This window comes from Nonomuraea sp. NPDC050540 (genome assembly GCF_044457485.1).
Lineage (GTDB): Bacteria > Actinomycetota > Actinomycetes > Streptosporangiales > Streptosporangiaceae > Nonomuraea.
The window spans coordinates 156,173-180,910 of the sequence record NZ_JBITHA010000007.1 but is presented as its reverse complement, the minus strand read 5'-3'; the positions used below and the strand labels follow the sequence as shown (position 1 = coordinate 180,910).

Here is a 24,738-nt window from a genome sequence, read left to right as displayed (position 1 = left end):
CGGGGGGACGCACCGGCTCAGAGCTGTTCGAGCCGCCCCGTCAGGAAGCGCCGCTCGGCGGTCGAGGTGGCCAGGCCGAGGGCGCGGCCGTACGCCTGCCTGGCCTCGGCGTCTCGGCCGAGACGCCGCAGCAGCTCGCCGCGGGTGGAGTGGAAGTAGAGGTAGTCGTCCAGGTTCAGGCGCTCGACGGCGTGCAGCGCCTCGGCGGGGTCGCCGGCCTGGGCGAGCGCCACGGCGCGGTTGAGCTCGACGACCGGCGAGCCGGTGAGCTCGGCCAGCCGCCCGTACAGGCCGGCGACCTGCGCCCAGTCGATGCGCCGGTGCGTCTGCAGCGAGGCGATCACGGCCTGGACCACGTACGGTCCGCGCCCGCCCAGCATGAGCGCCCGGTCGAGTACCGTGCGCCCGGCCGCGATCTGGCCCGTGTCCCACAGCGAGCGGTCCTGGTCGTCGAGCAGTACGAGGTCCTCGCCGGAGAAGCGGGCGCGCCGCCGCGCGTGGTGGATCATCATCAGCGCCAGCAGGCCGTGCGCCTCCGGCTCCTCCGGCATGAGTACGGCCAGCACCCGCCCCAGCCGGATCGCCTCGGCGCCCAGGTCGACGCGGCCGCTGTAGCCCTCGTTGAAGATCAGGTAGAGGACGGCCAGCACCGCGCCGAGCCGCTCGCCCAGCAGGTCCGCGCCGGGCACGGCGAACGGGATGCCGGTCGCCTTGATCTTGGCCTTGGCGCGCGACAGCCGCCGCTTCATGGTCTCCTCGGGCACGAGGAAGGCGCGCGCGATCTCGCCCGTCCGCAGTCCGCCGAGCGTGCGCAGCGTGAGCGCCACCTGAGCTTCCGGCGGCAGCGCCGGGTGGCAGCAGGTGAAGATCAGCTCCAGGCGTTCGTCCTTGATCACCGTTTCGTCAAGCTCGTCGATGACGACCTCCGGCACCGGCAGCATGTGGATCTTCCCGGCCAGCGTGCGGTCCCTGCGGATCCGGTCGATCGCCCGGTTGCGCGCCGTCGTCACCAGCCACGCACCCGGATTCGCCGGTACGCCCGACGTGGGCCAGCGCCGCGCGGCGATCGCGAACGCCTCCTGGGCGGCGTCCTCGGCCCGGTCGAAGTCACCGAGGTAGCCGACCAGCGAGGCCAGCACCCGGCCCCACTCGTCACGGAAGACGTCCTCCAGCGCGGTCAGCGCCGCACCACCGGCCTGACCTCGACCACACCGCCGAGCCTGGCGGCCGGAATCCGCGCCGCCATCTCGACCGCCTCGTCCAGGTTGGCCGCCTCGACGAGGCAGAAGCCGCCGAGCACCTCCTTGGTGTCGGCGAACGGGCCGTCGGTCATCAGGGTCCTGCCCTCCGACACGCGTACGGTCGTGGCCGTCTCGACCGGCTGCAGCTGGGCGCCGCCGACGCAGCGCGGATCATCGCCCAGCGCGAAGTACTCGGCGTACATGGCCTCGCGCTCGGCCTCCGACACCGTCTCCTCCAGGCCGGGCTCGGCATAGATCACCAGGGCGTATTGCATCGCGACCTCCAGATCGGTTCACCGTACCTCTGACGACGAACGGCCCGGCGCCGGGGGGACAGCCGGTTCCATGAGAATGCGCCCGCGCGGGAAGTCGAAGGTGATCGCGTACGGCTTGAAGAACCGGTGCGTGGGCAGCCCGCCGATGCGGAAGCCGAAGCCGTGCTCGAACCACGGGGGGAACGCGCCGGTCAGGCCGGACACGTCGCGGCCCGCGGCCGAGCCGAGCGTCACCTCGCGCACGGTCACCGGATGGAATCCCGCGCCGGGAGGGATCTCGATCCCGGCGGCGGTGAAGGTGGAGGGGGGCGCGGTGAACCCGATGTCGCCGCCGCCGGTGTCGACGAAGAACACCATCGGGTCCAGGTCGTTCACGGTGCCGCGGGAGAGCAGGTAGTGGTCGCCCACCCACCACAGGGGCGCGCTGTGCCGGGCGCGCACGGCCGCGCGGCGGTCCCGGCGCAGGACGAGCGCCCGGCCCGGGTAGTCGAGGGTGGGCAGGAACCGCGCCAGGACGCTCGTGCCGATCGCGCCCTGGGTGATCCGGCCGTCGGGCGCGGTCAGGCGGATGGCGTCGGGGATCGTGTGCACGGGGACGTTGCCGATGGTGAGGCCGCCGGGCAGGCCGAGGGTGTCGACGCGGCCCTGGTGGGCCTGGTGCTCGCCGTACATGGTCCGGCCGGTGGTGTGGCCGTAGGTGGGGATGGCGAGCCGGTCGGCGTAGTCCTGGTTGAGGGCGAACAGGGCGCCGGTGTCGAGGAAGAACAGTTCGGGCGGGGCGCCGTTCAGCGACGCCTCGATCATGGGCAGCGGGTCGGCCGCCGCGAACGGCACCCTGGCCGTCGCGGGACCGGAGATCGTGTACGGCCGTAGCCCGGCGAAGCTCCGCAGCTGCGCCGCCGTGGCGGTGGGGCCGTCCTTCTTCACCGAGGGCAGCAGCGCGGCCAGCTCCGCGAACTGGTCGGCGCGCCACAGCGCGTCGGCCAGGTTGCCCAGCGCGCGCGTGTTTCCCGGGTCGAGGCGCAGCACCTGCTTGAGCAGGCGTTTCGCCAGTGGCAGGCGGCCGGTCATGAGCGTGATGCAGGCGTGCCGGGCGAGCGCGTGCACGTGGTCGGGATCGCCGCCGAGGACCTTGCGGTAGAGCGCGCCGGCGGCGGCGAACTCGCCGGAGGCGAACAGCTCGTCCGCCCTGTCGAGGGTTTTCGGTGACGTGGCCGCCGCCAGGCCGGCGACGACGGCGGACTTCAGGAGGGTACGGCGAGTGGTCATGACCGATCCTTAAAATACCGATGAGTATCTGGATACCGATCAGTATTCGTATACTCTGGAGAATGTCAACAGCGGGGAAGGGATCGGTGCGGTGGCAGATCGGCTCACCCGGCAGGAGCAGCGCGAGCGCAACCGGCTCAGGCTGCTGGAGGCCGCGGAGAAGGTGTTCGCGGAACGCGGCATCCAGGGCGGTTCCCTCGACGAGGTCGCCGCCGCGGCCGGCCTGACCAAGGGCGCCGTCTACTCCAACTTCGACGGCAAGGAGGACCTGCTGCTCGCGGTCATGCGCCACCGCCTGGGACAGGAGGCGCGGGCGCAGGCCGACCACCTGCTCCACTCCGGGCGCGACGCCGGCGAGCTGGGGGAGGAGTACGGCCGGTACTGGGCCGAGCGGGCGCGCGGGGGCGAGCAGGACACGTTCGCGCAGGTGACCGTCGAGCTCATGATCCACGCCACGCGTCATCCGGAGGTGCGCGAGGAGCTCGTCGCCCTGCTGTTCCCGCCCGGCGGTCAGGGCCGCCATCCGCTGGCGCCCGAGGGCGGCGCGCTGGGCGACCTGCCGTACGAGCAGGCGGACGCCGTCCTGAAATCTCTCGACATCGGGATGCGGCTGCTCACGCTCCTGGCCCCCGGGCACTGCCCGCCGGAGCTGTTCGCGACGGCGCTGCGCCTGCTGGCCGCGCCCTCAGGCGGGCGACCAGACCAGAGCCAGGAACGTCCGGCCCCCGCCGTCCGCCCCCGACAGGACTAAAACCCCCGCCACCTGCCCGTCCTCGTCCTCCACCAGCCGGCCGGTCCTGTCCAGGGTCGTGGTACGGCCGGCGAACACCCCCAGCGCCCGCGGTCCGCGCGCGGGCCCGGGCGGGTCGTCGCGCAGCAGGCGGGCGTGGAGGCGGCGCAGCTCGGCGCCCGGATCGGTGCCCAGTTCCTCGGCCAGCCGCCGCCTCAGCCGTTCGTACTGGGCCAGCGCCTCCGCCTGCCGTCCGCACCGGTCGAGCACGACCAGCAGCCGCTCCCACAGAGACTCCCGCAGCGGATGCCGCGAGGCCAGGTCGAGCAGCTCCGCGACCAGCTCGCCGTGCCGCCCCCCGGCCAGGCGCAGGTCGATCCGCCGCTCCACCGCGCTCAGATACAGCTCCTGCAGGTACGGGGTCAGGCTCGCGCCCAGCCAGTCGGAGTCGATGCCCTCGAACGGCGGGCCCCGCCACAGCCGGTTCGCCTCCTCCACCAGCGCCGGCTCGGCCGCCGTGCCACGCGCACGTGCCGCCTCGGACAGCAGCCGGCGAAAGCGCAGCACGTCGACCCGCTCGGGATCGGCCACCAGCCGGTAGCCGTCGGGCATCGTGCGGATCGCCGCCCGGCCGACGACGCGGCGCAGCCTGGCGACGTAGGTCTGCACGCTGCGCCGCGCGTTGGCCGGCAGTTCCTCACCCCACAACGCCAGGGCCAGGCGTTCGAAGGTGACCGTGTCACCGGCCGACACCGCCAGCGTGGCCAGCAGCGTCCGCAGCCGGCCGGTGGTCAGCCGGATCGGCGCGGGGCCCAGCCGTACCTCCATCGGACCCAGGAGCGCCACGTCAAGAGTCATACGACCACTGTCCCCGGCGGCGTGAGGCGGCGCATCGGCCGCACGATGCGCGCGAGGCTACACCCGGCGGCAGAGACGGCCGCCCCGGGCACTGCCACACCGGGATGACGCCGGGGCGCGCGGCTGCCGCCCCGGGCGCACCGCCGGGGAGCTGATCAGCCCCTGCCGGCGCGCTCCCCGAGTTCGGCGATCAGGGCGCGCTGGTCGGGGATCAGGGAGCGGGCCAGCGCGGTCGTGGGCACGTGCTCGCCCCGCGCGGTGACGGTCTCGGCCATCCGCACCCCGCTGCCCAGGTGCGTGGCCAGCAACGACGCCCACAACGTGTCGAACTCGGCGCCGCTGCGGCGCTTCAGCTCGGTGATCTGGACGGGGGAGAGCATGCCGGGCATGGCGTGACCGGCGGCCGGCGGGGTGGAGGGCACCGCCGTACCCCAGGAGCGCAGCCAGGAGGACATGAGCTCGATGTCGGCGCGCTCCTTCTTGATCAGCTCACGTGCGACGCGCCGGACGCCGGCGTCGCCGGACTTCTTCTCGGCCAGCTGAGCCACCTGGATGGTCTGCAGGTGGTGGGGGATCATCTGCTGGGAGAAGGCCAGGTCGGCGGTGTTGTATCCGGCGCCGGAGGCGATGGGCGCCCCGGCTGCCCGGCCGCAGCCGCAGGCCAGGACGGCCAGGCACAGGGCGACGATCGCGGTTCGCGCTTTGCAGGAGCCTGTCATGGTCGATCCCTTCAGGAGCACTCATGACCGGATACGCGGCTCCCGCCGGACAGGTTCGGTCTCAGGCGGCGCGCAACTGGTTGAGCAGCCCGAGCCGGTCGATGACGGCGTGGCGTTCGCTGATGCGCTCGCCGGCGAAGCGGAACAGCGCGAACGCCTCCATGGACACCTCCCGGCCGGTCGGGGGGACGCCGAGCAGTTCGCCGCTGTGGGTCGCGGTCATGCGCCAGCGCACGGCGACCTGGTCGCCCTCGCCGAGGATGTCGAGGATCTCGAATCTGGGCGCGGCGTGCGTGGCGTGCACCTCGCGGATGGCCTCCTTGAAGCCCTGGGGCCCGACGATGTGCTGGTGCTCGCCTTCGGTGGTGATGAAGTCGGAGGTGAACAGTTCGTCGGCGATGTCGACGTCGCCGAGCTCAAGGGCCTTGTAGAGACGCCTGACGGTGTCCTTGCGCGCTTCGATGCTCACGAGGTCTCCTGTCGGAATTTCTGAGTGATTACTCAATAAAGCTACTCTTTCCTGAGCGATTACTCAATAAATCGGGAGTGGAGCGATGACGGAACCCAGGCGCGGCCGCCCGTCCACCGGCGTGCGCGAGGCGGTGCTGAAGGCGACCGAGCAGGTCCTCGGCGAGGCGGGCCTGGCGCTGTCGACCAAGGAGATCGCCCGCCGGGCGGGTGTCGTGGAGTCGAGCATCTTCTACCACTTCGGCAACCGCCTCGGCCTGCTGCAGGCCGTCATCAACCTGCACCTGCCGGTCTTCGCCGACGCCACGGTGGTGCTCGGCCGCCCCGGCCGCGGCGGCGACCTGAAGGTGGATCTGGCCGCGGTCATCGGCGGCCTGGAGCGGTTCTACCTGCGGATCATGCCGATTCTCGGCGCCCTGCAGTCCGACCGCCGGCTCCGCGAGCTGCTGGTCGAACGCGAGGCCGAGGTGGGCCCGCATCTGGCGCTGAAACCGGTGGCCGAGCTGCTGCGGTCCGAACAGCGGGCCGGGCGGATGCGGGCGTCACTGGACCCGGCGGCCGGCGCGCTGCTGCTGATCGGGGCCGGGCATCAGCGGGCGTTGCACCGTTACCTGCTGGGCGATCTGGCCGCCGGCCTGCTGCCGCCGGTGGAGTCGGTGGCGGAGGCGTTGCTCCCGGCGTTCCGGGCGGCGTAGTCCCTACCCGAGGGCGCACCGGATGAGGGTCTCGGCCGCGGCGCGGGCGTGCGCCGCCGTGCCGGGGTCGCGGGTGATCGCGGCCGTGGCCTGGGCGCCCTCGGCGAGCAGGGCCAGCTGCGGGGCGAGGTGGTCGGGGCCGCCCGCGTCGCGGACCAGGCCGGCGACGTGGCGCTGGAAGGACGTCTTCTGCTCGCGTACGGCCGCGGCGACCTTGGTGTTGCCGCCGCCCAGTTCGCCGAAGAAGTTGATGAAGGCGCAGCCGCGGAAGTCGTCCTCGCGAAACCACTCGGCCAGGAAGTCGAAGACGGCCAGCACCTTGTCGCGCGGCGTCGCGGCCGCGGCGACGGCCTTGGCGATGCCGGTGTTCCACTGCTCCGTCCGGTGCCGGAGCACGGCCAGGACCAGGTCGTCCTTGGAGGGGTACAGCGCGTAGATGCGCTTCAGCGACACGCCCGACGCGGTGCGGACCGCGTCCATGCCGACGGCCTGGACTCCCTGGGCGTAGAACAGCCGGTCGGCGGTGGACACGACGCGGGCGCGCGCCGCTTCCTCGTTGTTCATGAGAGCTCCCGGGTTGCGCGGAGAACGTACGTTCTCTACTGTAGACCACATAGGCGGAGAACGATCGTTCTCCGGCAAAAGAGAGGAAAGATCTCATGGGCCACATCAAGGTCGGAACGGAAAACAGCACCGCCGTCGAGCTCTACTACGAGGACCAGGGAGCGGGCCGGCCGGTCGTGCTCATCCACGGCTACCCGCTCGACGGCCACAGCTGGGAGCTCCAGACCCGCGAACTCCTCGCCGCCGGCTACCGGGTCATCACCTACGACCGCCGCGGCTTCGGCCAGTCCAGCAAGGTGGGCGGCGGCTACGACTACGACACCTTCGCCGCCGACCTCAACACGCTGCTGGAGACCCTCGACCTGCGCGAGGTCATCCTCGTCGGCTTCTCCATGGGCACCGGCGAACTCGCCCGCTACGTCAAGAACCACGGCCACGAGCGCGTCGCCAAGCTCGCGTTCCTGGCCTCGCTGGAGCCGTTCCTCGTGGCGGCCGACGACAACCCCACCGGCGTGCCCCAGAAGGTCTTCGACGGCATCGCCGCCGCGGCCCGAGCCGACCGCTACGCCTGGTTCACCCAGTTCTACAAGGACTTCTACAACCTCGACGAGAACCTCGGCACGAGGATCAGCCAGGAGGTCGTCACCGCGAACTGGAACACCGCCACCACCTCCGCCCCGGTCGCCGCCTACGCGGTGGTCCCGGCGTGGATCGAGGACTTCCGCGAGGACGTCGAGGCGGTACGCGCGGCCGGCAAGCCGTCGCTGATCCTGCACGGGACCAAGGACAACATCCTGCCGATCGACGCCACCGGACGCCCCTTCCACCAGGCGTTCCCCGAGGCGGAGTACGTCGAGGTCGAGGGCGCCCCGCACGGCCTGCTGTGGACGCACGCCGACGAGGTCAACCAGGCGCTGCTGGCCTTCGCCGGCAGGTGAGCGGTTCGTTCAAGACCGGGGCCTGACGCGGGATGAAGACTGCCCGGCATGACCGGACGAGCCTTCACTCCCGCCCTGGGCCGCTTCGCCCCCACCCGCCTGTACGACGCCGTGGCCGCGCTGACACGGGAACGCCTGTGGCGCGGCCTGCTCGCGATGCACGCCGCGCCGCGGCCCGGCGACGTGATCGTCGACGTGGGCTGCGGCACCGGCTCACTGGCGCTGCTGCTGCACCGGGTCGAGCCGCGCGCCCGCCTCATCGGCGTCGACCCCGACCCGGACGTGCTGGCGCTGGCCCGCCGCAAGGCCGCCGCCGCGGGCGCCGAGCTGGAGTGGCGCGCCGGCATGGGCGACGCGCTCACCGAGATCGTCGAGGCGGGCTCGGCGAGCACGGCCGTCTCCAGCCTCGTGCTGCACCAGTGCCCGGTCGCGATGAAGCGGGCCGTACTCGCGTCGATGTTCGCGGTGCTGAGGCCGGGCGGGCGGCTGGTGCTCGCCGACTACGGGCTGCAGCGCTCGGCCCTGATGCGCACGGCCTTCCGTGTCGTCCAGCTCGCCGACGGCAGAGCCGACACCCAGCCCAACGCCGACGGCATCCTGCCCGCGCTCATGGCCGATGCCGGGTTCGGCGATGTGCGCGAGGCCGAGGTGGTCTCAACGATCACGGGCTCCATCTCGGTGTACGTCGCCCGCCGCGGCTGAGCGGCGCAGCAGGGGCGCCACGACGGCAGGGGTGAGCCCCATCATCTCGCGCAGCCGCCGGGTGAAGTGCGCCTGGTCGGCGAAGCCGCCCGAGATCGCCGCGCCGGCCGGCGACTGCCCGGCCCGCATCGCCTCGGCCGCCCTGCGCAGGCGCACCCAGATCCGCCAGCGTGACAGCGGCATGCCCAGCTGCCGCCGCGCGAGCGCCCGCAGCCGCTGCGGCGACAGCCCGACCTCGGCGGCCAGCGTGGGCATGGAACCGACGACCCGCGGCCATCCGTCCCGGCCGGCCGCGGCGAGTACCGCGCCCGGAGCGGAGGTCGCATCCCGGCCGGCCAGGGCGCGCATCGCCGCCACCAGGCGGGGGTCGAGCTCGCCGGACGGGTGCGCGCCGCCGCCGCGTACGTCCTGCTCGCGCAGGCCGCGCAGGTCGGCGGCGGCGGTGATCCCGGCGCCGCAGCGCGCCCGCAGCCGGTCGGCGAACGCGCAGTGCGGTTCGACGAAGAACGTGAGCAGCTTCTCCACCGCGAGGATCCGGTGCCCCACCATCGGCGGCACGACCAGCGCCGCGGCGCCGTGCCGGGTCCGGCCGGCGTCCAGCATGCACACCTCGCCCTCCACGGCGATGGCGATCTGGAAGGCGGCGTGGCGATGCGCGACGCTGTCGGACACCGGGCCCCGGTACAGCGCGTACCCCTCGTGGACGGCGAAGTACGGCGCCGCTCCGTCCCCGGACGTCACCCCGCCGATGCTGCCAGGCGCCACAGCCGGTGGCGTCAGGGGGTGGCGGAGGCGTAGGCCTGGGCGAGCTTCGTCCAGATCGTGCCGGCCACGTCCGAGGCGGCCATCCGGTTGGTCACCACCATCAGCGTCACGCCGCGGGTGCGGTCGGTGGCGCCCATCGAGGTGAATCCGCCGTACGCGCCCGCGTGCCCCTGCCAGGTGCGCCTGCCGACCTTCGTACGTTCCGTGGCCATGCCGTACGTGCCGTCGGCGGCCTGCGACTGGGGTGACGGCGTGGTCATCGTCTTGACCGTGGCCGGGCGCAGCAGCCGGTCGCCGGCGAACAGGGCGTCGAGGAAGCGGGCGCCGCCGGTCGCGGTGCCGGCGAACATCCCGTCGCCGAACGGCAGGCCGTACAGGTCGGTGGGGATGCCCTTGGCGCCGTAGGCGGTGAAGAAGTCGGTCAGCGCGCCGCCGTCGCCGGCGATGTAGCCGTGGGCGAAGCGGGAGAGGGCCCGCCCCGAGCGCTCGGCGGTGAGGGAGCCGCCGCCCGTGCCCGCCCCGCGCAGGAAACGGCGCAGGTCGCGTTCGAGGGCCGCGCCGCCGCCGGAGGCCTTGCTCAGCACGTGGGCCAGGACGATGAACCCGGTGTTGGAGTACGCGTGCCGTTTGCCGGGGTTGACCGGTTTGCGGATGCCAGGCGCGAGCATGGCGAAGGTGTAGGGCCGGTCCGGGTCGTACTTCTTGCCGCCCGCGAACAGGGGAGCGGTCGCGGGATCGGCGTACATGTCCGGATAGCCGGCGGTGTGCGTGAGCAGCATCCGGAGCGTGACGACGTTCGAGCCCGCCACCTTCTTCCCGACATAGGCGGAGATCGGGGTGTCCAGCGCCAGGACCTTCTTCTCGGTCAGGCGCAGGGCGTACGCGGCCAGGACCGTCTTGCCGAAACTGCCCAGGCTGAACATCGTCGAGCCGGTGACCGGAGCGGACGGCTCGTTGATCGCCCGGCCGGACTTCGCCGACCAGATCACCTTCCCGTCGCGCATCGCGACCGCCTGGGCGCCGGGATCGCCGGTGCTCGCCGCCGCCTTGGCGAACGCCTTGTCCAGCGCGGTCGTGAGCGGCGCCTGGGCCGAGGCGGGCACGGTCAGCCCGCCCACGAGAAGGCCTAACGCCGGCACGAGTGTCCTGAAGATCATGGTGGTCCCTCCGTGTGTCGGTGGTCAGTGACCATGCTTGTTCACGAACGCCGTGAGCGCGTCGAGATAGCCGGGGACGTACAGGGACCGCGGCGCCGCGACGGCCGTGACCGCACCCCAGATGCTGTCGGGATGGTCCAGTTCGTGCTTGGCCGCGCTGTGGGAGCCGCCGCGCAGGACCTCGACGGTGAGCAGGTCGCGGGGGACGCCCGCGCGGTAGGCGGCCTCGGTCTCCTTGACGTCGACGTTGCGGTCGTGGTCGCCGAGCAGGAGATACGTCGGGACGCGTATGCCGGGTAGCTGATCGGTCACGTCGGCGCGGAAGTTGCGGAGCACGAACCGCCAGCGGTCCTTGCTCATCGGCGGGTCGTCCAGCCCCGAGGCGAGGTAGCGGTCGTAACCCACGCCCGCCTCCAGCAGGCGGATCTGGGCGGCGCGCCGCTTGAGCTCGGCGTCGAGCGTGCTCTGGCCGCGCAGTTCGGCCCGCAGGTTGTACTCGCCCTGCCGCAGCCAGTTCACCGCCGCACCCACGAGGATCATGAAGCGCACGTCGCCACGGTCACCGGCGACCTTGGGCAGCACCCAGCCGCCCTGGCTGATGCCCCAGAGCCCGAGCCGCCCCGGGTCGATCTCCGGCCGCTTCTTCGCCCAGTCCAGCGCGGCCTCGACCTCGGCGCTGCGATCGTCCATGCTCTGGTCGAGCCAGTTGCCCGGCGCGCCGCCGACGCCCGGCTTGTTCCAGGACAGTGACGCGTACCCGGCGCGCGCGAACGCCTCCCAGAGCGGGCGGTAGAAGCCGTCCCGGCTCGCGTCCGCCTCGCCGTCCCCATGCGCGAAGACGATCAGCCCGTGCGGCCCCTTCCCCTCCTCCGGCAGCGCGAGCACCGCCGTCAACGGCTGCTTCGGTCCCGGGATGCTCACCTCCACCTCGCGCACGGCGAAGTCGTTCTGCACGACGATCCACACACCGGTCCCCGCGACCAGGACGAGCACGCAGAGCACGATCCATGTTCTAACTCTCATGCAACTATCGTAGCCGATACGATCGGCCTATTTGCGAACGTTATGGATGAGAGTGAGCATCTCCGCCACCGAACCGGCCGGATCGGTGATCGGGAACTGGACCGCCCGGATGACCGCGCCGGGATCGGCGAGCAGGCTGAGCCGCTTGAAACGGTCGACGCCGGCCGCGCGGAACGTCGGCAGCAGCAGCCCGGCCGCCAGCTTGCTGTCCTGGTCTGACAGGAGGGGATACGGCAGCTCGGTGTGCTCGGCGAAGGCGGCCAGCTGGTCGGGCCGCTGGGTGCTGACGCCCCGGATCCCGGCTCCGGCCGCGGCGAAATCGGCCCGCCGCGCGGCGTACGTGAGAGATTCCAGCGTGCAACCGGCCGCGCCCGGTATGTCGCCCCAGCCGGGCGGATAGGCGTGGGCGCCGGGGGCGAAGGCGCCGGGGAAGAGGTAGAACACGCTCCAGGCATCGCCTGGCGCGCCGACCGCGAAGGGCCGGCCGTCGTGGCGTTCCAGCACGACGTCCGGCAGCTTGCGGCCGACCAGATCGTGCACGCGGCGCGACTCCGCCGACCCGTGCTCGCCGGCGGCGGTCAGCGCGCCGTCGCCCATCACGTGCCTGGTGCCCCAGTCCTGCAACGCGATCAGCGCAGGCAGCAGGCCCTCGCCCTTCGGGGTCAGCACGTAGTCGTGGCGCGGCGGGCGCTCGGAGTAGGGCCGCTTCTCCAGCACCCCGTGCGCGACGAGCCCTGCCAGGCGCTCGGCCAGCGCGCGCCGGCTGACGCCGAGCTCGCGCTGCAGGTCGTCGAAGCGGGTCGTGCCACCGGCGACGTCCCGCACCACCAGGAACGTCCACCAGTCGCCGATCACGCCGAGAGCTTGGGCGATGCCGCAGTCGGCGTCCTGGAGATCAGCGCGCTTCACGCTCCCACTATAGTGCGTTTCAAAATGGAACTTACTGAGGAGGAAGCCGGGATGACGAGCGTCTTCTGGCGGTGGTGGAGCGCCGGCACCACCAGCGCGATCGGCTCGGCGGTGGGCGGGGTGGCGCTGCCGCTGACCGCCCTGACGGTGCTCGACGCCTCCGCGTTCGAGATGGGCCTGATCGTGGCCGCCGGCTACGTCGCCTGGATCGTGATCGGCCTTCCCGCCGGGGTGCTGGTGCAGCGGCTGCCCATGCGCGGCGTGCAGATCGCCGCCGACCTGGCCCGCGCCGCGGCGGTCGTCTCCATCCCGCTGGCCTGGTGGTGGCAGGCCCTCACGGTCGCCCAGTTGGTGGCCGTGGCGCTCGTGATCAGTTTCGCGAACGTCGTCTTCGACGTCGCCAACTCGACCTTCCTGCCGTCCATCGTGAGCAAGGAGCAGCTGCAGTCGCGCAACAGCCTGACCTCGGGCACCCATGCCGTCACACAGCTCGGCGGGCCGTCCGTGGGCGGCCTCGTCGTCCAGATGCTGGGAGCGGTCCCGACCCTGCTGGTCGACGCGGTCAGCTATCTCGTCTCCGCGCTGCTGCTGCGCACACTGCCGGAACGGCGGGCCGAAGCCCCCGCCGAGTGGCCGCCGATGCGCGCGATGATCGCCGAAGGCTGGCGCTTCGTCGCGCACCACCCGGTGATGGGCCCCTGCATGTGGGCCGCCACCGCGGCGAACGCGGTCTGCGGGGCCCAGCACGCGCTCTTCGCCCTGTACCTGGTGCGCGAGCTGCACGCCTCACCCGCCCTCCTCGGGATCCTGCTGGCCGCCGACGGGGCCGGCACGCTGATCGGCGCCGCGCTGACCACCCGGATCACCGCCCGGTTCGGCAGCGCCCGCGCCCTGATCGCCGCCGGGTTCGTCTCGGTGGCCGGGGCGCTCGTCCTGCCCCTGGGCGCGGGCGTGCCGGGATTCGTCGCCTTCGCCGCCGGCAGCGCCGTCTTCGCGGCCGGTGTGGTGGTGCTCAGCGTGGTGACCCGCACCTACCGGCAGCTCGCCAGCCCGCCCGAGCTGCTGCCGCGGGTCATGGCGACGGTCCGCTTCGTCTCCTGGGGCGCGATCCCGATCGGGGGACTGCTCGCCGGAGGCGTCGCCGGCGTCCTCGGCGGCCGGGCCACCCTGCTGCTCTTCGCGGTGGTGGCCGCCGCGGTGCCGCTGATCCTGCTCTTCTCGCGCGTACGCCGCCTGCGCGACCTCTCCGACCACCAGCACGCCGCCATGTCCCCGGAATCGAGGTGAAACACTCTGCCGATTCTCCATCGCCTTCTCCTGGACCCTGGAGGCGCGGTCAGGCGGAGCGGGCCACCGACATTCTCACGTACGCCCCCGGCGTCTGGCCGAAGTGCCGGCGGAAGGCCAGGATGTAGCCGTTCGCGCTGGTGAAGCCGACTCTGGCGGCCACCGCGCTGACCAGGTGCCCGCGATCCAGCAACTCCAGGGACTGGTTGAGACGCAGCCGCGTGCGCCACTCGGAGAAGGCCAGGCCCGTCTCGGCCCTGAAGGCCCTGCGCAGGCTCGTCGAGCTGCTGTGCAGGCTGCGCGCCCACTCGGCGGCCGTGCGCGGGTCGCTGGGCGTACGGCTGAGCTGCTCGGCCACGGCCGAGGCCACGCGGCTGCTGGGCCGGGGGAGAGGCAGGCTGGCCCGATGGCCGGCCGACAGGGCGGCGAACACGTCCGCGTCGTCGGCGGGGGCCGATCTGCGCATCCGGCTGAGCAGCAGCCTGCGCTGCTGGTCGGTGACGTTCACGGTCGTGACCTCGGTGTGCGGCAGCCGGTACAGGTCCGTCTCGAACGTCTCCACGACGATCAGCGAGTCGGGGCCGAACCTGGCGCTGTGCGGCACCCCCGCCGGGATCCACACGCCGACCGACGGCGACAACCGATGCTCGCACCCGTGCGCGGTGACGGTGATCCGCCCGAGCGGAACGTACAGGAACTGGTGGAAGTCGTGCGCGTGCGTCGGATGGCCCCAGTCCGCGATGAACTCGTCGTCGGCCAGGACCTCCGGCGCGGCCATTGTCTCCGTCACGGTCGCACAACCTCCTCGTGGATGGGTGGCCCCTGAGTGTGAGCGGCCGCCCGCCGCGTTGGACCCGCCCAAGTAAGGTAAGGGTAACCTAATCTGCCGTTCGCCAGGTTAGGAGCCCAGGATGACCGATGACTGACACCCCGCAGCAGCCGAGACCGGTGCTCACCCGTGGCGTGGCGGTCGCCCTGCTCGCCGTCCTCTGCCTGGCCGTCGTGACCGTCGCGGGCATCGCGCTCGGCGCCCGCGACATCTCGCCGCTGGAGGTCGTCCGCGTCCTGGCCGACCCGGGAGGCGACAGCTACAACGGCCACGTCCTGTGGACCGAGCGCATCCCGCGCACCCTGCTCGGACTCGCGGTCGGCGCCGCGCTCGGCGCCTCCGGCCTGATCATGCAGGCGCTCACCGCCAACCCGCTGGCCGACCCCGGCATCCTCGGCGTCGAGCAGGGCGCGGCCATGTTCGTGGTGCTGGGCATCCTGTTCTTCGACATCACCGGGGTGGGCGGCTCCTTCTGGGCGGCGCTGGCCGGGGCGGGGCTGGCCGCCGCGCTCGTGTACGCCGTCGGAACCCGCAGCGCCGCCGGCAGCACCACGATCGGGCTCGTCCTGGCCGGGGTCGCGGTGGCCGCCGTCATGAGCTCGCTCATCACCCTGCTCGTCGTCCGCGACGAAGCCGTCTACGCCCACCTGCGGTTCTGGTCGGTGGGCCAGCTCACCGGCCGGGCCGAGATCCTCGACGAGATCGCGCCGTTCGTCCTCGCCGGGCTCGTGCTGGCGTTGCCGCTGGGCCGTACCCTCAACATGCTCAGCATGGGCGACGACGCGGCCGCCGCGCTCGGCGTCAAGGTCGGCAGGGCGCGGCTGGGCGGCGCGGCCGTGGCGGTGCTGCTCTGCGCCGCGGCCACCGCGGCGGTCGGCCCCGTGGCCTTCGTCGGCCTGGTCGGCGCGCACTGCGCCAGGATGCTCGTCGGCGCCGACCACCGCTGGTCGCTCCCGCTGTCCATGGCCTGCGGGGCCGTGGTGCTGCTCGGCGCCGACATCGCCGGACGGCTCGTCCTGCGCAACGGTGAGATCCAGGTCGCGGTGATGACCGCGGTCGTCGGCACGCCGTTCTTCGTGTGGCTGGCCCGCCGCGGGAACCTGGTGCGCGTCTGATGAACCCGCTCGACACCCGCGTGGGCGCGGGCGCTTCCGGCCGTGCCGCCGTGCTGGCCACGATCAGGCGTACGCGGCGGGGCCAGGTCAGGCGGCTGGCGGCTCTCGTCCTCCTGTGCTGCGCGCTGCTCGCGGCCCTGCTGACCGCGGCGATCTTCCTCGGCGGAGCCCGCCGGGTCGATCCCGCCGACATCCTGCCCGCCGCCTTCGGCCTGCGCACCGGCCTGGCCGACTACGTGGTCTTCCAGAACCGGCTGCCGAGAGCGCTGGCCGCTTCGCTGTCCGGCGCGCTCTTCGGCCTGTCGGGCGCCCTCTACCAGCGGCTCATCCGCAACCCGCTGGCCACACCCGACATCGTGGGCATCTCGGCGGGCGGCGGCGCCGGCGCCACCACCGCCCTGGTCCTGGCGCCCTCCCTGCCCCTCGGCATCCCGCTGGCGGCGCTGTGCGGATCGTTCCTGCTGGTGGCCGCGATCCACGCCATCAGCTGGCGCCAGGGCGTGGACACCTACCGGCTGGTCCTGGTCGGCATCGGGCTCAGCGCCGTCTGCGTCGCGTACACCAACTACCTGCTCACCGCTGCCGACCAGCACAGCATCGCCATCGCGATGCGCTGGCTGGTCGGCAGCGTCAACGGCGTGAGCTGGGAGGGCGTCGTCACCCTGGCGGTGGCGCTCGTCCTGTGCGCGCTGGGCGCCACGGCGCTGGACCGACCGCTGAGCGGCATGGTCCTGGGCGACGACCTGGCCACCGGCCTCGGCACGACCGTGCCCAGAACCCGCGTCGCCACCCTCCTGCTGGGCGCGGGCGCCGCCGCGCTGGCCACCGGCGTGGTCGGGCCGATCGGCTTCGTGGCGCTGATCAGCGGCCCGATCGCGGTCAGGCTGACCGGCGGACGGCACACGCTCGTCCTGGCGCCGCTCGTCGGCGCGGTCATCGTGCTCGGCGCCGACCTGGCGGCCCAGCACGCGCCCGTCATCAGCCCCGTGCCCACCGGCGTGCTCACCGCGCTGCTCGGCGCGCCCTACTTCTTCTGGCTGATCCTTCGCCGCGGAACCGGAGCCACCTCATGACCTACCAGCTCGAAGCTCGCGCGATCAGCAGCGGCTACGGCACGTCGCTGATCATCAAGGAGCTGTCCGCCGGCATCGCCGCCGGCCGCATCACCGCCCTGGTCGGACCGAACGCGTGCGGCAAGTCGACTCTGCTCAAGTCCATCGCCCGGCTGCTGCCGCTCGCCGCCGGCGCGGTCCTGCTCGACGGCGCCGACATCCACGCCACCCCGACCAAGGAGGTGGCCCGCAGGCTCGGCGTCCTGCCGCAGTCGCCCGTCGCGCCGGAGAGCATCACCGTCGGCGACCTCGTCTGGAGGGGCCGCCACCCCCACCGCCGCTTCGGGCGGCGCCGTACCGCCGCGGACGAGGCGGTCATCGCCGACGCCCTGCTGGCCACCGGCACCGCCGAGCTGATCGACAGGCCGGTCGACCAGCTCTCCGGCGGCCAGCGGCAGCGCGTCTGGATCGCGCTCGCCCTGGCCCAGGACACGCCGACGCTGTTGCTGGACGAACCGACCACCTACCTGGACATCGCCCACCAGATCGAGGTGATGGACCTGCTGGCCGAGCTCAACGAGCGCACCGGCAAGACCATCGTGCTCGTCTCCCACGACCTCAACCAGGCCGCCCTGTACGCCTCGACCATCGTCGCCATGCGCGCGGGCCGGATCGTGCGCCAGGGCCCGCCCGAGCACGTGCTCACCGAGGAGACCGTCGCGGAGGTGTTCGGCCTGACCTGCGCGGTCGTGCCCCACCCCGTCGACGGGACGCCACAGATCTTCCCACTGTCAAGGAGGAACCGATGAAGAAGCTCGTCGCGGCCGCCGCGGCCTGCCTGGCCCTGGTCACCGCCTGCTCGGCACAGGACCGGCCCGCGCAGAAGGCCGCCGCCCCAGGCACGGCGGGGGGCGTGTACCCCGTGACGCTCACCAACGCCTGGGGCGGGGACACCATCGACAAGAAGCCGCTTCGCGTGGCGACCGTCTCCGACGGCGACACCAGCATCGCCCTGGCCCTCGGCCTGGTGCCGGTGATCACTCCCGACACCGAGGACGGCGGGGCGATCCCCGAGTACAAGAAGCGGGCCATGGACAAGCTCGGCGTCACCAGCCTCAAGACCTACGACGACACCGACGGCACCGACTACGAGGCCATCGCCGCCGAGGCGCCGGACGTCATCCTCGGCGTCAACACCTGGGGGATGGACACCGACTACGCCAAGCTCGCGCCGATCGCGCCGGTGGTGACCTACGCCCAGAAGAAGGACGCCGACACCCTGCCGTGGCAGGAGCGGCTGAAGGTCGCGGCCCAGGCGCTGGGCAAGAGCGCCGAGGCGGAGGCGGTGATCGGCGCCAACCGCAAGGCCATCGCGGACGCCGCCGCCGCCAACCCCGCCTTCCGCGGCAAGACCTACACCTACGTCGTCGTCCACCCCGAGCAGATCACGTTCATGTCCTACGCCGACCAGGACCCGGGCATCTTCGAGGACCTCGGCCTGCGCAAGACCGACAAAGCCGCCGGCTACACCGCCAAGGACAACGGGGTCAGCCTGGAGAACCTCGACCAGCTTGACGCCGACGTCGTCCTGGTCACCTACCCGTTCGGCGACGAGGGCCTGCTCAGCGCGTCGGAGCTGGCGGGCAACAAGCTCTTCCAGTCGCTTGAGGCGGTCAAGAACAAGCACGTCGCGGTGGTGCCCGCCGAGAACACGCTCTCCTCGGCGATCGCCTACCCCGACGCGCTCAGTTCCTCCTGGGTGGTCGAGCAGCTCACTCCGATCCTGGCCAAGGCGGTCGCCGGAGGCTGACGCCCTCCCCGGGGACCGTCACCAGGCCCGCGGGCATGGACAGCAGACGGCGGCCGCGCGCGATCGTGCCCGCCCGGTGGGCGATCACGATCAGCGTCCGGTCGCCGGCCGCGGCCGACAGCGCCCCCTCGATCATGGCGGCCGTCTCGTGGTCGACCTCGGCGGTCGCCTCGTCCAGGATCAGCACCGCGGGATCGGCGAGGGCCGCCCTGACGATCGCCACCAGCTGCCGCTCCCCGGCCGACAGGCGGGAGCCGTGCGTGCCCACCCTCGTGTCCAGGCCGTCCGGCAGCGCCGCGACCCATCCGGCCAGCCCGAGCTCGCGCAGCGCCGCCTCGACGCGGCGGCGGTCCGGGGGGACGGGCAGCATGGCCAGGTTCTCCGCGAGCGTGCCGTCCACCAGCAGGACGTCCTGCGGGACCAGCACGACGCGCGCCCGCACCCGGGCGGGGTCCACGGCGGCCAGATCGTGCCCGGCGAAGCGGACGGCACCGGTGCCCGGCGTGTACAGCCCGGCCATGAGCTTGCCCACGGTGGACTTGCCCGAGCCGGTCCGTCCCGCGATCACCAGGCGGTCACCGGCGGCGACGGTCAGCGACAGGCCGTCGACGGCCGGGCGCGCGCCGCCGTAGGAGAAGCCGACGCCGGACAGCGTGAGCTCCCCCCGCGCGGGCAGGTCGCCGCCGTCGTCCGCGCCGCCGGTGGGCGCGCTCGCCTCGATCAGGTCGAGTACGCGCGCCAGCCGTACGTGAGCCTCCCGCGCCTCGCCGATCGAGGCGGCCAGATCCTCGAAGCGGTGGAAGATGTCCCGGGTGGCCAGGACGAACACGACGGCCACGCCGACGCTGAGCAGGTCCCGGCCGACCAGCCACGCGCTGAGGGCCAGCACCACCGCCACGCAGGCCGCCTGGAGCAGCGCGAGCCGGTTGAGCTCCAGCTCGGCGCGCACCTGCGCCGCCTGCGTGTCGAGCAGCCGGTCGTTGTCGGCGCCGAAGCGCGCCAGCCAGCGCGGCACGGCGCCGTTGACGCGCAACTGTTCCTGGGCGGGAAGGGACTCGGCGAAGCGCGCCGCGACCGTGGCCTCCGCGGCGGCGACCGCGCCGTACGCCACGCCGGCCCGAGCCTTGAACCGGCGCACGATCAGCACGGCCGGCGGCACGAACGCCACCAGCATCACCACGGTCAGCAACCACGAGTACGCCGCCAGCATCACCACGGTGAACACCAGGACCGCGGCGCCGGTGACGAGGTCGGGCAGCGTGGCCCCGGCGAACGAGCCCAGCCCGTTGATCTCGCCGGTCACCCGGCGCAGCAGTTCGCCCCTGCGGTTGGCCTCGACGAAGCGCAGCGGTGCCGTGCCGAGCGCGGACACGGCCCGCTCGCGCAGCCCGGCGAGCGCGTGCTCACCCACCCTGACCAGCCAGTACCGCGACGACCACGCGAGCGCGCCCCCGGCCGCGACCAGGACGAGCAGCGCCCCCGACCACAGGGCCAGCGCGCCCGCCCGCCCGCCGCCGGCCGCGTCGATCACCCGGCCGATCGCGGCGGTCACGCCGACCGCCAGGGCGGCGCCGGTCAGGTTGAGCGCCACGACGGCCGCGAGCGCGAGCCGGTGCCCGCGCAGGAACACCGCCGCACGGCGGAAGACCGCCCGCTGGTCCGGCAGGTCGGCGAGGACGGGCTGGTCAGGCACGGGTGGGCTCCTGCGTGAGTGTGCCGCCCGCGAGCGCGACCCGCCGGTCGGCGCGGGCGAGGACGGCCGGTGAGTGGCCGGCGAAGACGACCGCCTTGCCCGCCGTCGCGCGGCGCAGCCGGTCCAGCACGCGGGCCTCGGTGCCGGCGTCCAGGGCCGAGGTGACGTCGTCGAGCAGCAGCACGGGACAGTCGCGCAGCAGCGCCCTGGCCAGCACGATCAGCTGGCGCTGCCCGCCGGACAACGCGCCGCCGCGTTCGCCCGCCTGCGTGTCCCAGCCGTCGCCGAGCCCGCTCAGCACGAGGTCGAGCCCGGCCGCGAACGCGGCCCGCTCGATCTCGTGATCGGGGTGGTCGCCGCTCAGCCGCAGGTTCTCCGCGATCGTGCCGTGCAGCAGCAGCGGCCCCTGCGGGACGAACCCGAGCGTGCGGTAGAGGTCGCCGGGGTCGCTGCCCCGCAGCGGGACCCCGCCGAACGAAGCCTCGCCCGTCGAGGGCACCAGCTGGGCGATGGCCCGCAGCAGCGTGCTCTTGCCCGACCCGGTCGCACCGGTGAGCACGACCCACTCGCCGGGCGCGGCGCTCAGCTCCAGCGGGCCGAGCACGAGCCCGCCCTCCCGTTCGACGCTCAGCCCGCTGACCCGCAGCAGCCCGGCGCGCGGCAGGGCGCTCCCGCCCTCCGGCACGCCGGGCAACGCCAGGATCTCCTCGATCCGCCCGGCCGCGACACGCGCCTCGGCCCGGTCCCCGAGCCTGGCGGTCATGACGGTGACCGCCAGCGACACCGTGCCCATCCACAACACGAACGTGGTCAGTTCGCCCACGGTGAGGCGCCCCTCCAGCGCCGCGTACCCGCCCGCGAACAGCCCGGCCACGACCGCCAGCCGGGGCACCACGAAGACCGCCGCCTCCCAGGCGGAGCCGACCGAGGCCAGGCGCATCGTGTGGCGGCTCACCTCGGCGCTGTGGCCCTGATGGCGCTCGACCATGAGCCGGTCGGCGCCCACGCCGCGCAGGGGGAGCAAGGCCGTCAGCAGGTGCTCCGCCACCGTCCCGCGCCCGCTGTGCGCCACGGCCAGCTCTTCCGCGCGCCGGTCGAACAGCGGCGGGAAGACCCGGTTGACCGCCAGCAGCAGCGGCACGGTCAGCGCTGCGATCAGGAGCAGCAGCGGGTCGAGACCCGCCAACGCCGGGACCAGCACCAGCCCGGTGGCGCCGATCACCACCCACGTGGTGAGCCCGTGCACCCAGACCTGGACGGCGCCGACGTCACGCGTGGCCCGGGTGCTCAGGTCGCCGAACCCGGCCGCGTCGCGCCGCATCGTCTCGGTGTCGACCGCCAGGATCGCCCGCAGCAGCCGGGTACGCAGCCACGCGCCCGCCCGGACGTCGGCCAGCGTGGCCCACTTCTGCCAGCCCCGCATGCCCGCGTACTCGGCGGCGGCCACCACGACGAAGGCGCCGGCGTAGCCGGCCGCGGCGGGCACCGAACCGGCCCGCACCCCCAGATCGACCGCCCGCCCGAGCAGCCACGGCAGGGCCAGGAACGCGAGCTGCCTGACCACCGCCGCCGCGACCGCGCGCAGCAGGTCCGCTCGCACCCGCACCAGGCACTGCCGCAGCAGCCGCCGTCCTCGCCGATTCGTCACGGCCGAAACCGTAGGTACCGCACCCGCCCGCGGCTCCAAGGCAGAGCGCACGCCGTCGAAGTCGCCGCCCGATCGTGCGCGGCAGTGGCACGGGCTGGACGCCTGGTTGGATCGCGCCCCCGCCGCCCGCCCTAGCCTGGCGGGGTCGCCCCGAGGAAGGAGCAGTGCGGATGCCCACCCGCAACCCCCGTACGGTCGTCACGTTCCCCATCGTGCTGAGGGAGCTGACCGTCCTGCGCGTCACGGATGTCACCCCGGGGATGCGGCGCGTCACGCTCGGCGGCGCGCAGCTGCGCGCCTTCCACCGTGACGGGTTCGACCTGCCGCCGCTGCGCTCGGAGGGCTTCGACGACCACGTCAAGTTCTTCTTCGCCGCCGACGGCGGGGACCGTCCCGTCCTGCCCCGCCAGAACATCAGCAGCCTCGACTGGCCGGCCGGCGAACGCCCGATCGCCAAGGACTACACCCCGCGCCGCTACGACCCCGACGCCGGGGAGATCGACTTCGACTTCGTCCGGCACGGCGACGGGCCCGCGGCATCCTGGGCCGAACAGGCCACGCCAGGACAGACCGCCTGGATCGCCGGGCCGAAGATGTCCCACCACCACCCCGAGGGCGCCGACTGGATCCTGATCGCCGGAGACGAGACCGCGCTGCCCGCGATCGGCAGGTGGCTGGCCGAGATGCCGGAAGGCGTCAAGGCCAAGGTCTTCATCGAGATCGGCGACGACACGCACCGCCAGGACCTGCCGACCCGGGCCGCCGCCGACATCACGTGGCTCTCGCGCCAGGGCGCCCCGGCGGGCACGACGGACCTGCTGGAGCGGGCGGTCAGGCAGATGGACTGGCTGCCGGGCACCGTCTTCGCCTGGGCGGCGGGCGAGGCGATCTCCCTCAAGGGACTGCGCCGCCACCTCGCCGCCGAGCGCCGGGTGCCGCGCGAGCAGACCCACATCACCGGCTACTGGCGCCTGAGCGAGGCTCCGCACGCCGTACCGGAGGAGGACGACGGCGCGCACGAACGGCTGCACGAGCTCACCGACCTGGCGCCGGGCTTCGCCATCAGGGCGGCGGTCACGCTCGGCCTGGTCGACCTGGTCCACTCCGGCGTGGGCGAGCTGGCCGCCCTGGCCGAGCGCACCTCGACGGACCCCGCCGGGCTCACCGCGCTGATGGACTACCTGGTCTCGATCGAGGTGTTCGCCGCCGGGCCCGACGGCCGGTACCGGCTCACGCCCGTCAGCGAGGAACTCGTCGAGGACGACCACTCGGCCGAGGAGTACCACCTCGGCGGCGCGCGGGCCGCGCTCGACCTGTCGCTGTCCGGGCTGGTGCGGACGCTGCGCACCGGCGGGGCCGGGTACCGGACCGAGACGGGCGAGCCGCTGGCGGCCGCGATGCCGTCCGACGCGCGCCTGGGCGGCTCGGCGCGCGAAGCCGTCGAGGAGAGCGCCCGCTGGGTCGCGCCCGGCGTCCTCGGCGCCTACGACTGGGCCGCGGTGAAGTCGCTCACGGCGGGCGGCAACGGCGCGGCGACCATCGTCAACGCCCTGCTCAAGGCCGACCCGGGACTGCGCGTGCGGATCGCGGCGATGCCGTCGGCGCTCGGCGTGCTGCGTGAGCGGATCCTCGACGCCGACGTGCTGGCGCGGGTGGAGCTGGTCCCCGCCGCGGAGCTGGTGCCGCCCGGCGGCGACGACACCGTCCTGCTGGCGCACGCGCTGACCTGGCTGTCCGACGAGGACGCCGAACTGGTGCTCGCCGAGACCGCGAAGAGGCTGCCCGCGGGCGGGACGCTGGTCATGGTGGAGGAGTTCAGGCCGGAGGGTCCCGACGACCCCGACGTGGTGCTGCACGACCTGCGGCTGCGGTGCGCCTTCGGCTCCGGCCTGCGTACGGCCGGCCGTATCGGGGAGCTCGCCGAGCGGGCGGGACTGCGCGTGCGGACGGCCCGCGACATCGGGTGGGACCACCGGATGTGGGTCATGGACGCGTCACCGGAGGATCGGTGACGGCGGACGGCGTGGTCCTCGTGCACGGCGGCATGCACGGGTCGTGGTGCTGGTCGCGGGTGCTGCCCCGGCTGGAGTTACCCGCCGTGGCCGTCGACCTGCCCCGCGACGCCGGCCTGGACGGGTGGGCGGACACCGTCGCCGGCGCCGCGTCCGGCATGCGGGCGGCCGTCGTCGTCGCCCACTCGCTGGCGGGCATCGTGGCGCTCGAAGCGCTGGCCCGCGCCGGGGACCGGATCCACGGGGCCATGTTCGTCGCCGCCGTCGTCCCGCGCGACGGTCAGTCCTACTTCGGCACGCTCCCCGCGCCCCTGAACCGCCTGCGTGAGCTGCTCGGCGTCGGCAGGCGCGGCGACATCGTGATGCCCGCGGCCCTGGCCCGCCTGCTGCTGTGCCACGACCTGCCGCCGGACGACGCCCGCACGCTGGTGGGCAACCTCACGCCCGAGCCGGTCTCCGTCCTGAACACGCCGGTACGGCACCGCCTCCCCGACGGCGTCCGCCTCGCCTACGTGCACACCACCCGGGACCGGGCCGTCTCCCGCCGCGCCCAGGAGCTCTACGCGGCCCGGCTCCACCCGGCGGCCGATCGGCTGTACCTGGACTGCGGCCACAGCGCCTTCTTCAGCCGCCCGCACGAGCTCGCCGCGCTGGTCAACACGTGGTGCGCCGGTCGGCCCGGCCTCACGCCGGACGGATGCGGATGACCGCGGTCTTCCCGGTGACGCCGACGACCTCCAGGCTCATCTTGTTGACGACGGTCGTGCCGCCCGCCCCGCAGGTCAGGCCCCAGAAGGCGGCGGAGTTCGCCGACGGGCCGGTGATGGTGGCCGAGCACCCGCCGTCGCTGGAGACCCTCGCCCCGATCATCGGCGCGACGAACGAGACCGTCTCGCCCTTGGGCCCCGGCGGTGACGCGTGGGGGTGGCGGCGGGGGAGATAGCGGTCCTTTCGGCGACCAGGCCTGTCGATCACACTG

General features: G+C 73.3%; 26 protein-coding genes. 11 read left to right on the top strand and 15 right to left on the bottom strand.

Annotated elements, in window-relative coordinates; genetic code table 11:
• Positions 1–17 precede the first annotated feature (17 nt).
• From ACIBI5_RS25065 to ACIBI5_RS25055, 3 genes are read right to left on the bottom strand one after another with little or no spacing between them, the layout of a single operon-like run.
• A complete protein-coding gene (locus tag ACIBI5_RS25065) occupies positions 18–1,139 on the bottom strand; it encodes an RNA polymerase sigma factor (RefSeq protein WP_397250620.1) in 1,122 nt (373 codons plus the stop codon).
• Between the two features lie 38 nt (positions 1,140–1,177).
• On the bottom strand, positions 1,178–1,516 hold the full coding sequence (locus ACIBI5_RS25060; protein ID WP_397250618.1) for a YciI family protein: 339 nt from the start codon (positions 1,514–1,516) through the stop codon (positions 1,178–1,180).
• Positions 1,517–1,534: 18 nt separating this feature from the next.
• Entirely contained in the window at positions 1,535–2,785 is a 1,251-nt protein-coding gene (locus ACIBI5_RS25055; RefSeq protein ID WP_397250616.1) for a tetratricopeptide repeat protein, read from the bottom strand.
• A 91-nt stretch (positions 2,786–2,876) separates the two neighbouring features.
• Here ACIBI5_RS25055 and ACIBI5_RS25050 point away from each other — a divergent pair, with 91 nt between their 5' ends.
• Positions 2,877–3,536 carry a TetR/AcrR family transcriptional regulator gene (locus ACIBI5_RS25050; RefSeq protein WP_397250614.1) on the top strand — a complete coding sequence of 220 codons (660 nt, stop codon included), beginning with the start codon at positions 2,877–2,879 and terminating at the stop codon, positions 3,534–3,536.
• Here ACIBI5_RS25050 and ACIBI5_RS25045 read toward each other — a convergent pair.
• From ACIBI5_RS25045 to ACIBI5_RS25035, 3 genes are all read right to left on the bottom strand, one after another.
• Complete coding sequence (locus ACIBI5_RS25045) at positions 3,471–4,373, bottom strand: BTAD domain-containing putative transcriptional regulator (protein ID WP_397250612.1); 903 nt, start codon at positions 4,371–4,373, stop codon at positions 3,471–3,473. The genes ACIBI5_RS25050 and ACIBI5_RS25045 overlap by 66 nt on opposite strands.
• A gap of 155 nt (positions 4,374–4,528) precedes the next feature.
• Positions 4,529–5,092 (bottom strand): DUF305 domain-containing protein, encoded by a 564-nt coding sequence (locus ACIBI5_RS25040; protein WP_397250610.1) that lies wholly within the window; start codon positions 5,090–5,092, stop codon positions 4,529–4,531.
• Positions 5,093–5,153: 61 nt separating this feature from the next.
• Positions 5,154–5,561, bottom strand: a complete 408-nt coding sequence (locus tag ACIBI5_RS25035; protein WP_397250608.1) for an ester cyclase — start codon at positions 5,559–5,561, stop codon at positions 5,154–5,156.
• A gap of 85 nt (positions 5,562–5,646) precedes the next feature.
• Here ACIBI5_RS25035 and ACIBI5_RS25030 point away from each other — a divergent pair, with 85 nt between their 5' ends.
• Entirely contained in the window at positions 5,647–6,255 is a 609-nt protein-coding gene (locus tag ACIBI5_RS25030; RefSeq protein WP_397250606.1) for a TetR/AcrR family transcriptional regulator, read from the top strand.
• 3 nt (positions 6,256–6,258) lie between these two features.
• Here the strand turns inward: ACIBI5_RS25030 and ACIBI5_RS25025 are convergent, their stop codons facing one another.
• Positions 6,259–6,819, bottom strand: a complete 561-nt coding sequence (locus ACIBI5_RS25025) for a TetR/AcrR family transcriptional regulator (protein WP_397250604.1) — start codon at positions 6,817–6,819, stop codon at positions 6,259–6,261.
• A gap of 95 nt (positions 6,820–6,914) precedes the next feature.
• On the opposite strand from ACIBI5_RS25025, the gene ACIBI5_RS25020 reads away from it, so the two are divergent.
• Both ACIBI5_RS25020 and ACIBI5_RS25015 read left to right on the top strand, forming a co-directional pair.
• Complete coding sequence (locus ACIBI5_RS25020; protein ID WP_397250602.1) at positions 6,915–7,757, top strand: alpha/beta fold hydrolase; 843 nt, start codon at positions 6,915–6,917, stop codon at positions 7,755–7,757.
• Between the two features lie 48 nt (positions 7,758–7,805).
• Positions 7,806–8,459, top strand: coding sequence for a class I SAM-dependent methyltransferase (locus ACIBI5_RS25015; RefSeq protein WP_397250600.1), 654 nt, complete (start codon positions 7,806–7,808; stop codon positions 8,457–8,459).
• Here the strand turns inward: ACIBI5_RS25015 and ACIBI5_RS25010 are convergent.
• The 4 genes from ACIBI5_RS25010 to ACIBI5_RS24995 are packed head-to-tail and all read right to left on the bottom strand — an operon-like array spanning position 8,412 to position 12,313.
• A complete protein-coding gene (locus tag ACIBI5_RS25010) occupies positions 8,412–9,200 on the bottom strand; it encodes a helix-turn-helix domain-containing protein (protein ID WP_397250598.1) in 789 nt (262 codons plus the stop codon). The two genes, ACIBI5_RS25015 and ACIBI5_RS25010, sit on opposite strands and share 48 nt — an antisense overlap.
• A gap of 35 nt (positions 9,201–9,235) precedes the next feature.
• On the bottom strand, positions 9,236–10,381 hold the full coding sequence (locus ACIBI5_RS25005; protein WP_397250596.1) for a serine hydrolase domain-containing protein: 1,146 nt from the start codon (positions 10,379–10,381) through the stop codon (positions 9,236–9,238).
• A gap of 24 nt (positions 10,382–10,405) precedes the next feature.
• On the bottom strand, positions 10,406–11,404 hold the full coding sequence (locus tag ACIBI5_RS25000; RefSeq protein WP_397250594.1) for an alpha/beta hydrolase family protein: 999 nt from the start codon (positions 11,402–11,404) through the stop codon (positions 10,406–10,408).
• A 27-nt stretch (positions 11,405–11,431) separates the two neighbouring features.
• A complete protein-coding gene (locus ACIBI5_RS24995) occupies positions 11,432–12,313 on the bottom strand; it encodes a winged helix-turn-helix transcriptional regulator (RefSeq protein WP_397250592.1) in 882 nt (293 codons plus the stop codon).
• A gap of 24 nt (positions 12,314–12,337) precedes the next feature.
• Here ACIBI5_RS24995 and ACIBI5_RS24990 point away from each other — a divergent pair, with 24 nt between their 5' ends.
• Complete coding sequence (locus ACIBI5_RS24990; protein WP_397250590.1) at positions 12,338–13,600, top strand: MFS transporter; 1,263 nt, start codon at positions 12,338–12,340, stop codon at positions 13,598–13,600.
• Between the two features lie 49 nt (positions 13,601–13,649).
• Here ACIBI5_RS24990 and ACIBI5_RS24985 read toward each other — a convergent pair whose 3' ends face one another.
• Entirely contained in the window at positions 13,650–14,390 is a 741-nt protein-coding gene (locus ACIBI5_RS24985) for a helix-turn-helix domain-containing protein (RefSeq protein ID WP_397250588.1), read from the bottom strand.
• Positions 14,391–14,518: 128 nt separating this feature from the next.
• On the opposite strand from ACIBI5_RS24985, the gene ACIBI5_RS24980 reads away from it, so the two are divergent.
• The 4 genes from ACIBI5_RS24980 to ACIBI5_RS24965 are packed head-to-tail and all read left to right on the top strand — an operon-like array spanning position 14,519 to position 18,406.
• Positions 14,519–15,544 carry a FecCD family ABC transporter permease gene (locus tag ACIBI5_RS24980; protein ID WP_397250586.1) on the top strand — a complete coding sequence of 342 codons (1,026 nt, stop codon included), beginning with the start codon at positions 14,519–14,521 and terminating at the stop codon, positions 15,542–15,544.
• Entirely contained in the window at positions 15,544–16,617 is a 1,074-nt protein-coding gene (locus tag ACIBI5_RS24975; protein ID WP_397250584.1) for a FecCD family ABC transporter permease, read from the top strand. The genes ACIBI5_RS24980 and ACIBI5_RS24975 overlap by 1 nt, the downstream gene beginning before the upstream one ends.
• A complete protein-coding gene (locus ACIBI5_RS24970; RefSeq protein ID WP_397250582.1) occupies positions 16,614–17,405 on the top strand; it encodes an ABC transporter ATP-binding protein in 792 nt (263 codons plus the stop codon). Before ACIBI5_RS24975 ends, ACIBI5_RS24970 begins: the two co-directional genes overlap by 4 nt.
• The gene (locus tag ACIBI5_RS24965) at positions 17,402–18,406 is read left to right on the top strand and encodes an ABC transporter substrate-binding protein (protein WP_397250580.1); all 1,005 of its coding nucleotides are present in this window, start codon (positions 17,402–17,404) and stop codon (positions 18,404–18,406) included. Before ACIBI5_RS24970 ends, ACIBI5_RS24965 begins: the two co-directional genes overlap by 4 nt.
• Here the strand turns inward: ACIBI5_RS24965 and ACIBI5_RS24960 are convergent.
• Together ACIBI5_RS24960 and ACIBI5_RS24955 are read right to left on the bottom strand one after the other, a co-directional pair.
• Complete coding sequence (locus ACIBI5_RS24960; protein WP_397250578.1) at positions 18,369–20,099, bottom strand: ABC transporter ATP-binding protein; 1,731 nt, start codon at positions 20,097–20,099, stop codon at positions 18,369–18,371. The two genes, ACIBI5_RS24965 and ACIBI5_RS24960, sit on opposite strands and share 38 nt — an antisense overlap.
• The gene (locus ACIBI5_RS24955; RefSeq protein ID WP_397250576.1) at positions 20,092–21,747 is read right to left on the bottom strand and encodes an ABC transporter ATP-binding protein; all 1,656 of its coding nucleotides are present in this window, start codon (positions 21,745–21,747) and stop codon (positions 20,092–20,094) included. Before ACIBI5_RS24955 ends, ACIBI5_RS24960 begins: the two co-directional genes overlap by 8 nt.
• 170 nt (positions 21,748–21,917) lie before the next feature.
• Between ACIBI5_RS24955 and ACIBI5_RS24950 the strand changes: the two genes are divergently transcribed.
• The gene (locus ACIBI5_RS24950) at positions 21,918–23,759 is read left to right on the top strand and encodes an SIP domain-containing protein (RefSeq protein ID WP_397250574.1); all 1,842 of its coding nucleotides are present in this window, start codon (positions 21,918–21,920) and stop codon (positions 23,757–23,759) included.
• Entirely contained in the window at positions 23,756–24,466 is a 711-nt protein-coding gene (locus ACIBI5_RS24945) for an alpha/beta fold hydrolase (RefSeq protein ID WP_397250572.1), read from the top strand. Before ACIBI5_RS24950 ends, ACIBI5_RS24945 begins: the two co-directional genes overlap by 4 nt.
• Here the strand turns inward: ACIBI5_RS24945 and ACIBI5_RS24940 are convergent.
• A complete protein-coding gene (locus ACIBI5_RS24940; RefSeq protein WP_397250570.1) occupies positions 24,444–24,734 on the bottom strand; it encodes a hypothetical protein in 291 nt (96 codons plus the stop codon). The two genes, ACIBI5_RS24945 and ACIBI5_RS24940, sit on opposite strands and share 23 nt — an antisense overlap.
• Positions 24,735–24,738: the final 4 nt, after the last annotated feature.

What these genes read in the sequence shown, in the direction of transcription:
- ACIBI5_RS25060 (WP_397250618.1), bottom strand. Translation starts at nt 1,516, where the DNA reads ATGCAATACGCCCTGGTGATCTATGCCGAGCCCGGCCTGGAGGAGACG.
- ACIBI5_RS25055 (WP_397250616.1), bottom strand. Translation starts at nt 2,785, where the DNA reads ATGACCACTCGCCGTACCCTCCTGAAGTCCGCCGTCGTCGCCGGCCTG.
- ACIBI5_RS25045 (WP_397250612.1), bottom strand. Translation starts at nt 4,373, where the DNA reads ATGACTCTTGACGTGGCGCTCCTGGGTCCGATGGAGGTACGGCTGGGC.
- ACIBI5_RS25040 (WP_397250610.1), bottom strand. Translation starts at nt 5,092, where the DNA reads ATGACAGGCTCCTGCAAAGCGCGAACCGCGATCGTCGCCCTGTGCCTG.
- ACIBI5_RS25030 (WP_397250606.1), top strand. Translation starts at nt 5,647, where the DNA reads ATGACGGAACCCAGGCGCGGCCGCCCGTCCACCGGCGTGCGCGAGGCG.
- ACIBI5_RS25025 (WP_397250604.1), bottom strand. Translation starts at nt 6,819, where the DNA reads ATGAACAACGAGGAAGCGGCGCGCGCCCGCGTCGTGTCCACCGCCGAC.
- ACIBI5_RS25020 (WP_397250602.1), top strand. Translation starts at nt 6,915, where the DNA reads ATGGGCCACATCAAGGTCGGAACGGAAAACAGCACCGCCGTCGAGCTC.
- ACIBI5_RS25015 (WP_397250600.1), top strand. Translation starts at nt 7,806, where the DNA reads ATGACCGGACGAGCCTTCACTCCCGCCCTGGGCCGCTTCGCCCCCACC.
- ACIBI5_RS25005 (WP_397250596.1), bottom strand. Translation starts at nt 10,381, where the DNA reads ATGATCTTCAGGACACTCGTGCCGGCGTTAGGCCTTCTCGTGGGCGGG.
- ACIBI5_RS25000 (WP_397250594.1), bottom strand. Translation starts at nt 11,404, where the DNA reads ATGAGAGTTAGAACATGGATCGTGCTCTGCGTGCTCGTCCTGGTCGCG.
- ACIBI5_RS24990 (WP_397250590.1), top strand. Translation starts at nt 12,338, where the DNA reads ATGGAACTTACTGAGGAGGAAGCCGGGATGACGAGCGTCTTCTGGCGG.
- ACIBI5_RS24980 (WP_397250586.1), top strand. Translation starts at nt 14,519, where the DNA reads ATGACTGACACCCCGCAGCAGCCGAGACCGGTGCTCACCCGTGGCGTG.
- ACIBI5_RS24975 (WP_397250584.1), top strand. Translation starts at nt 15,544, where the DNA reads ATGAACCCGCTCGACACCCGCGTGGGCGCGGGCGCTTCCGGCCGTGCC.
- ACIBI5_RS24970 (WP_397250582.1), top strand. Translation starts at nt 16,614, where the DNA reads ATGACCTACCAGCTCGAAGCTCGCGCGATCAGCAGCGGCTACGGCACG.
- ACIBI5_RS24965 (WP_397250580.1), top strand. Translation starts at nt 17,402, where the DNA reads ATGAAGAAGCTCGTCGCGGCCGCCGCGGCCTGCCTGGCCCTGGTCACC.
- ACIBI5_RS24950 (WP_397250574.1), top strand. Translation starts at nt 21,918, where the DNA reads ATGCCCACCCGCAACCCCCGTACGGTCGTCACGTTCCCCATCGTGCTG.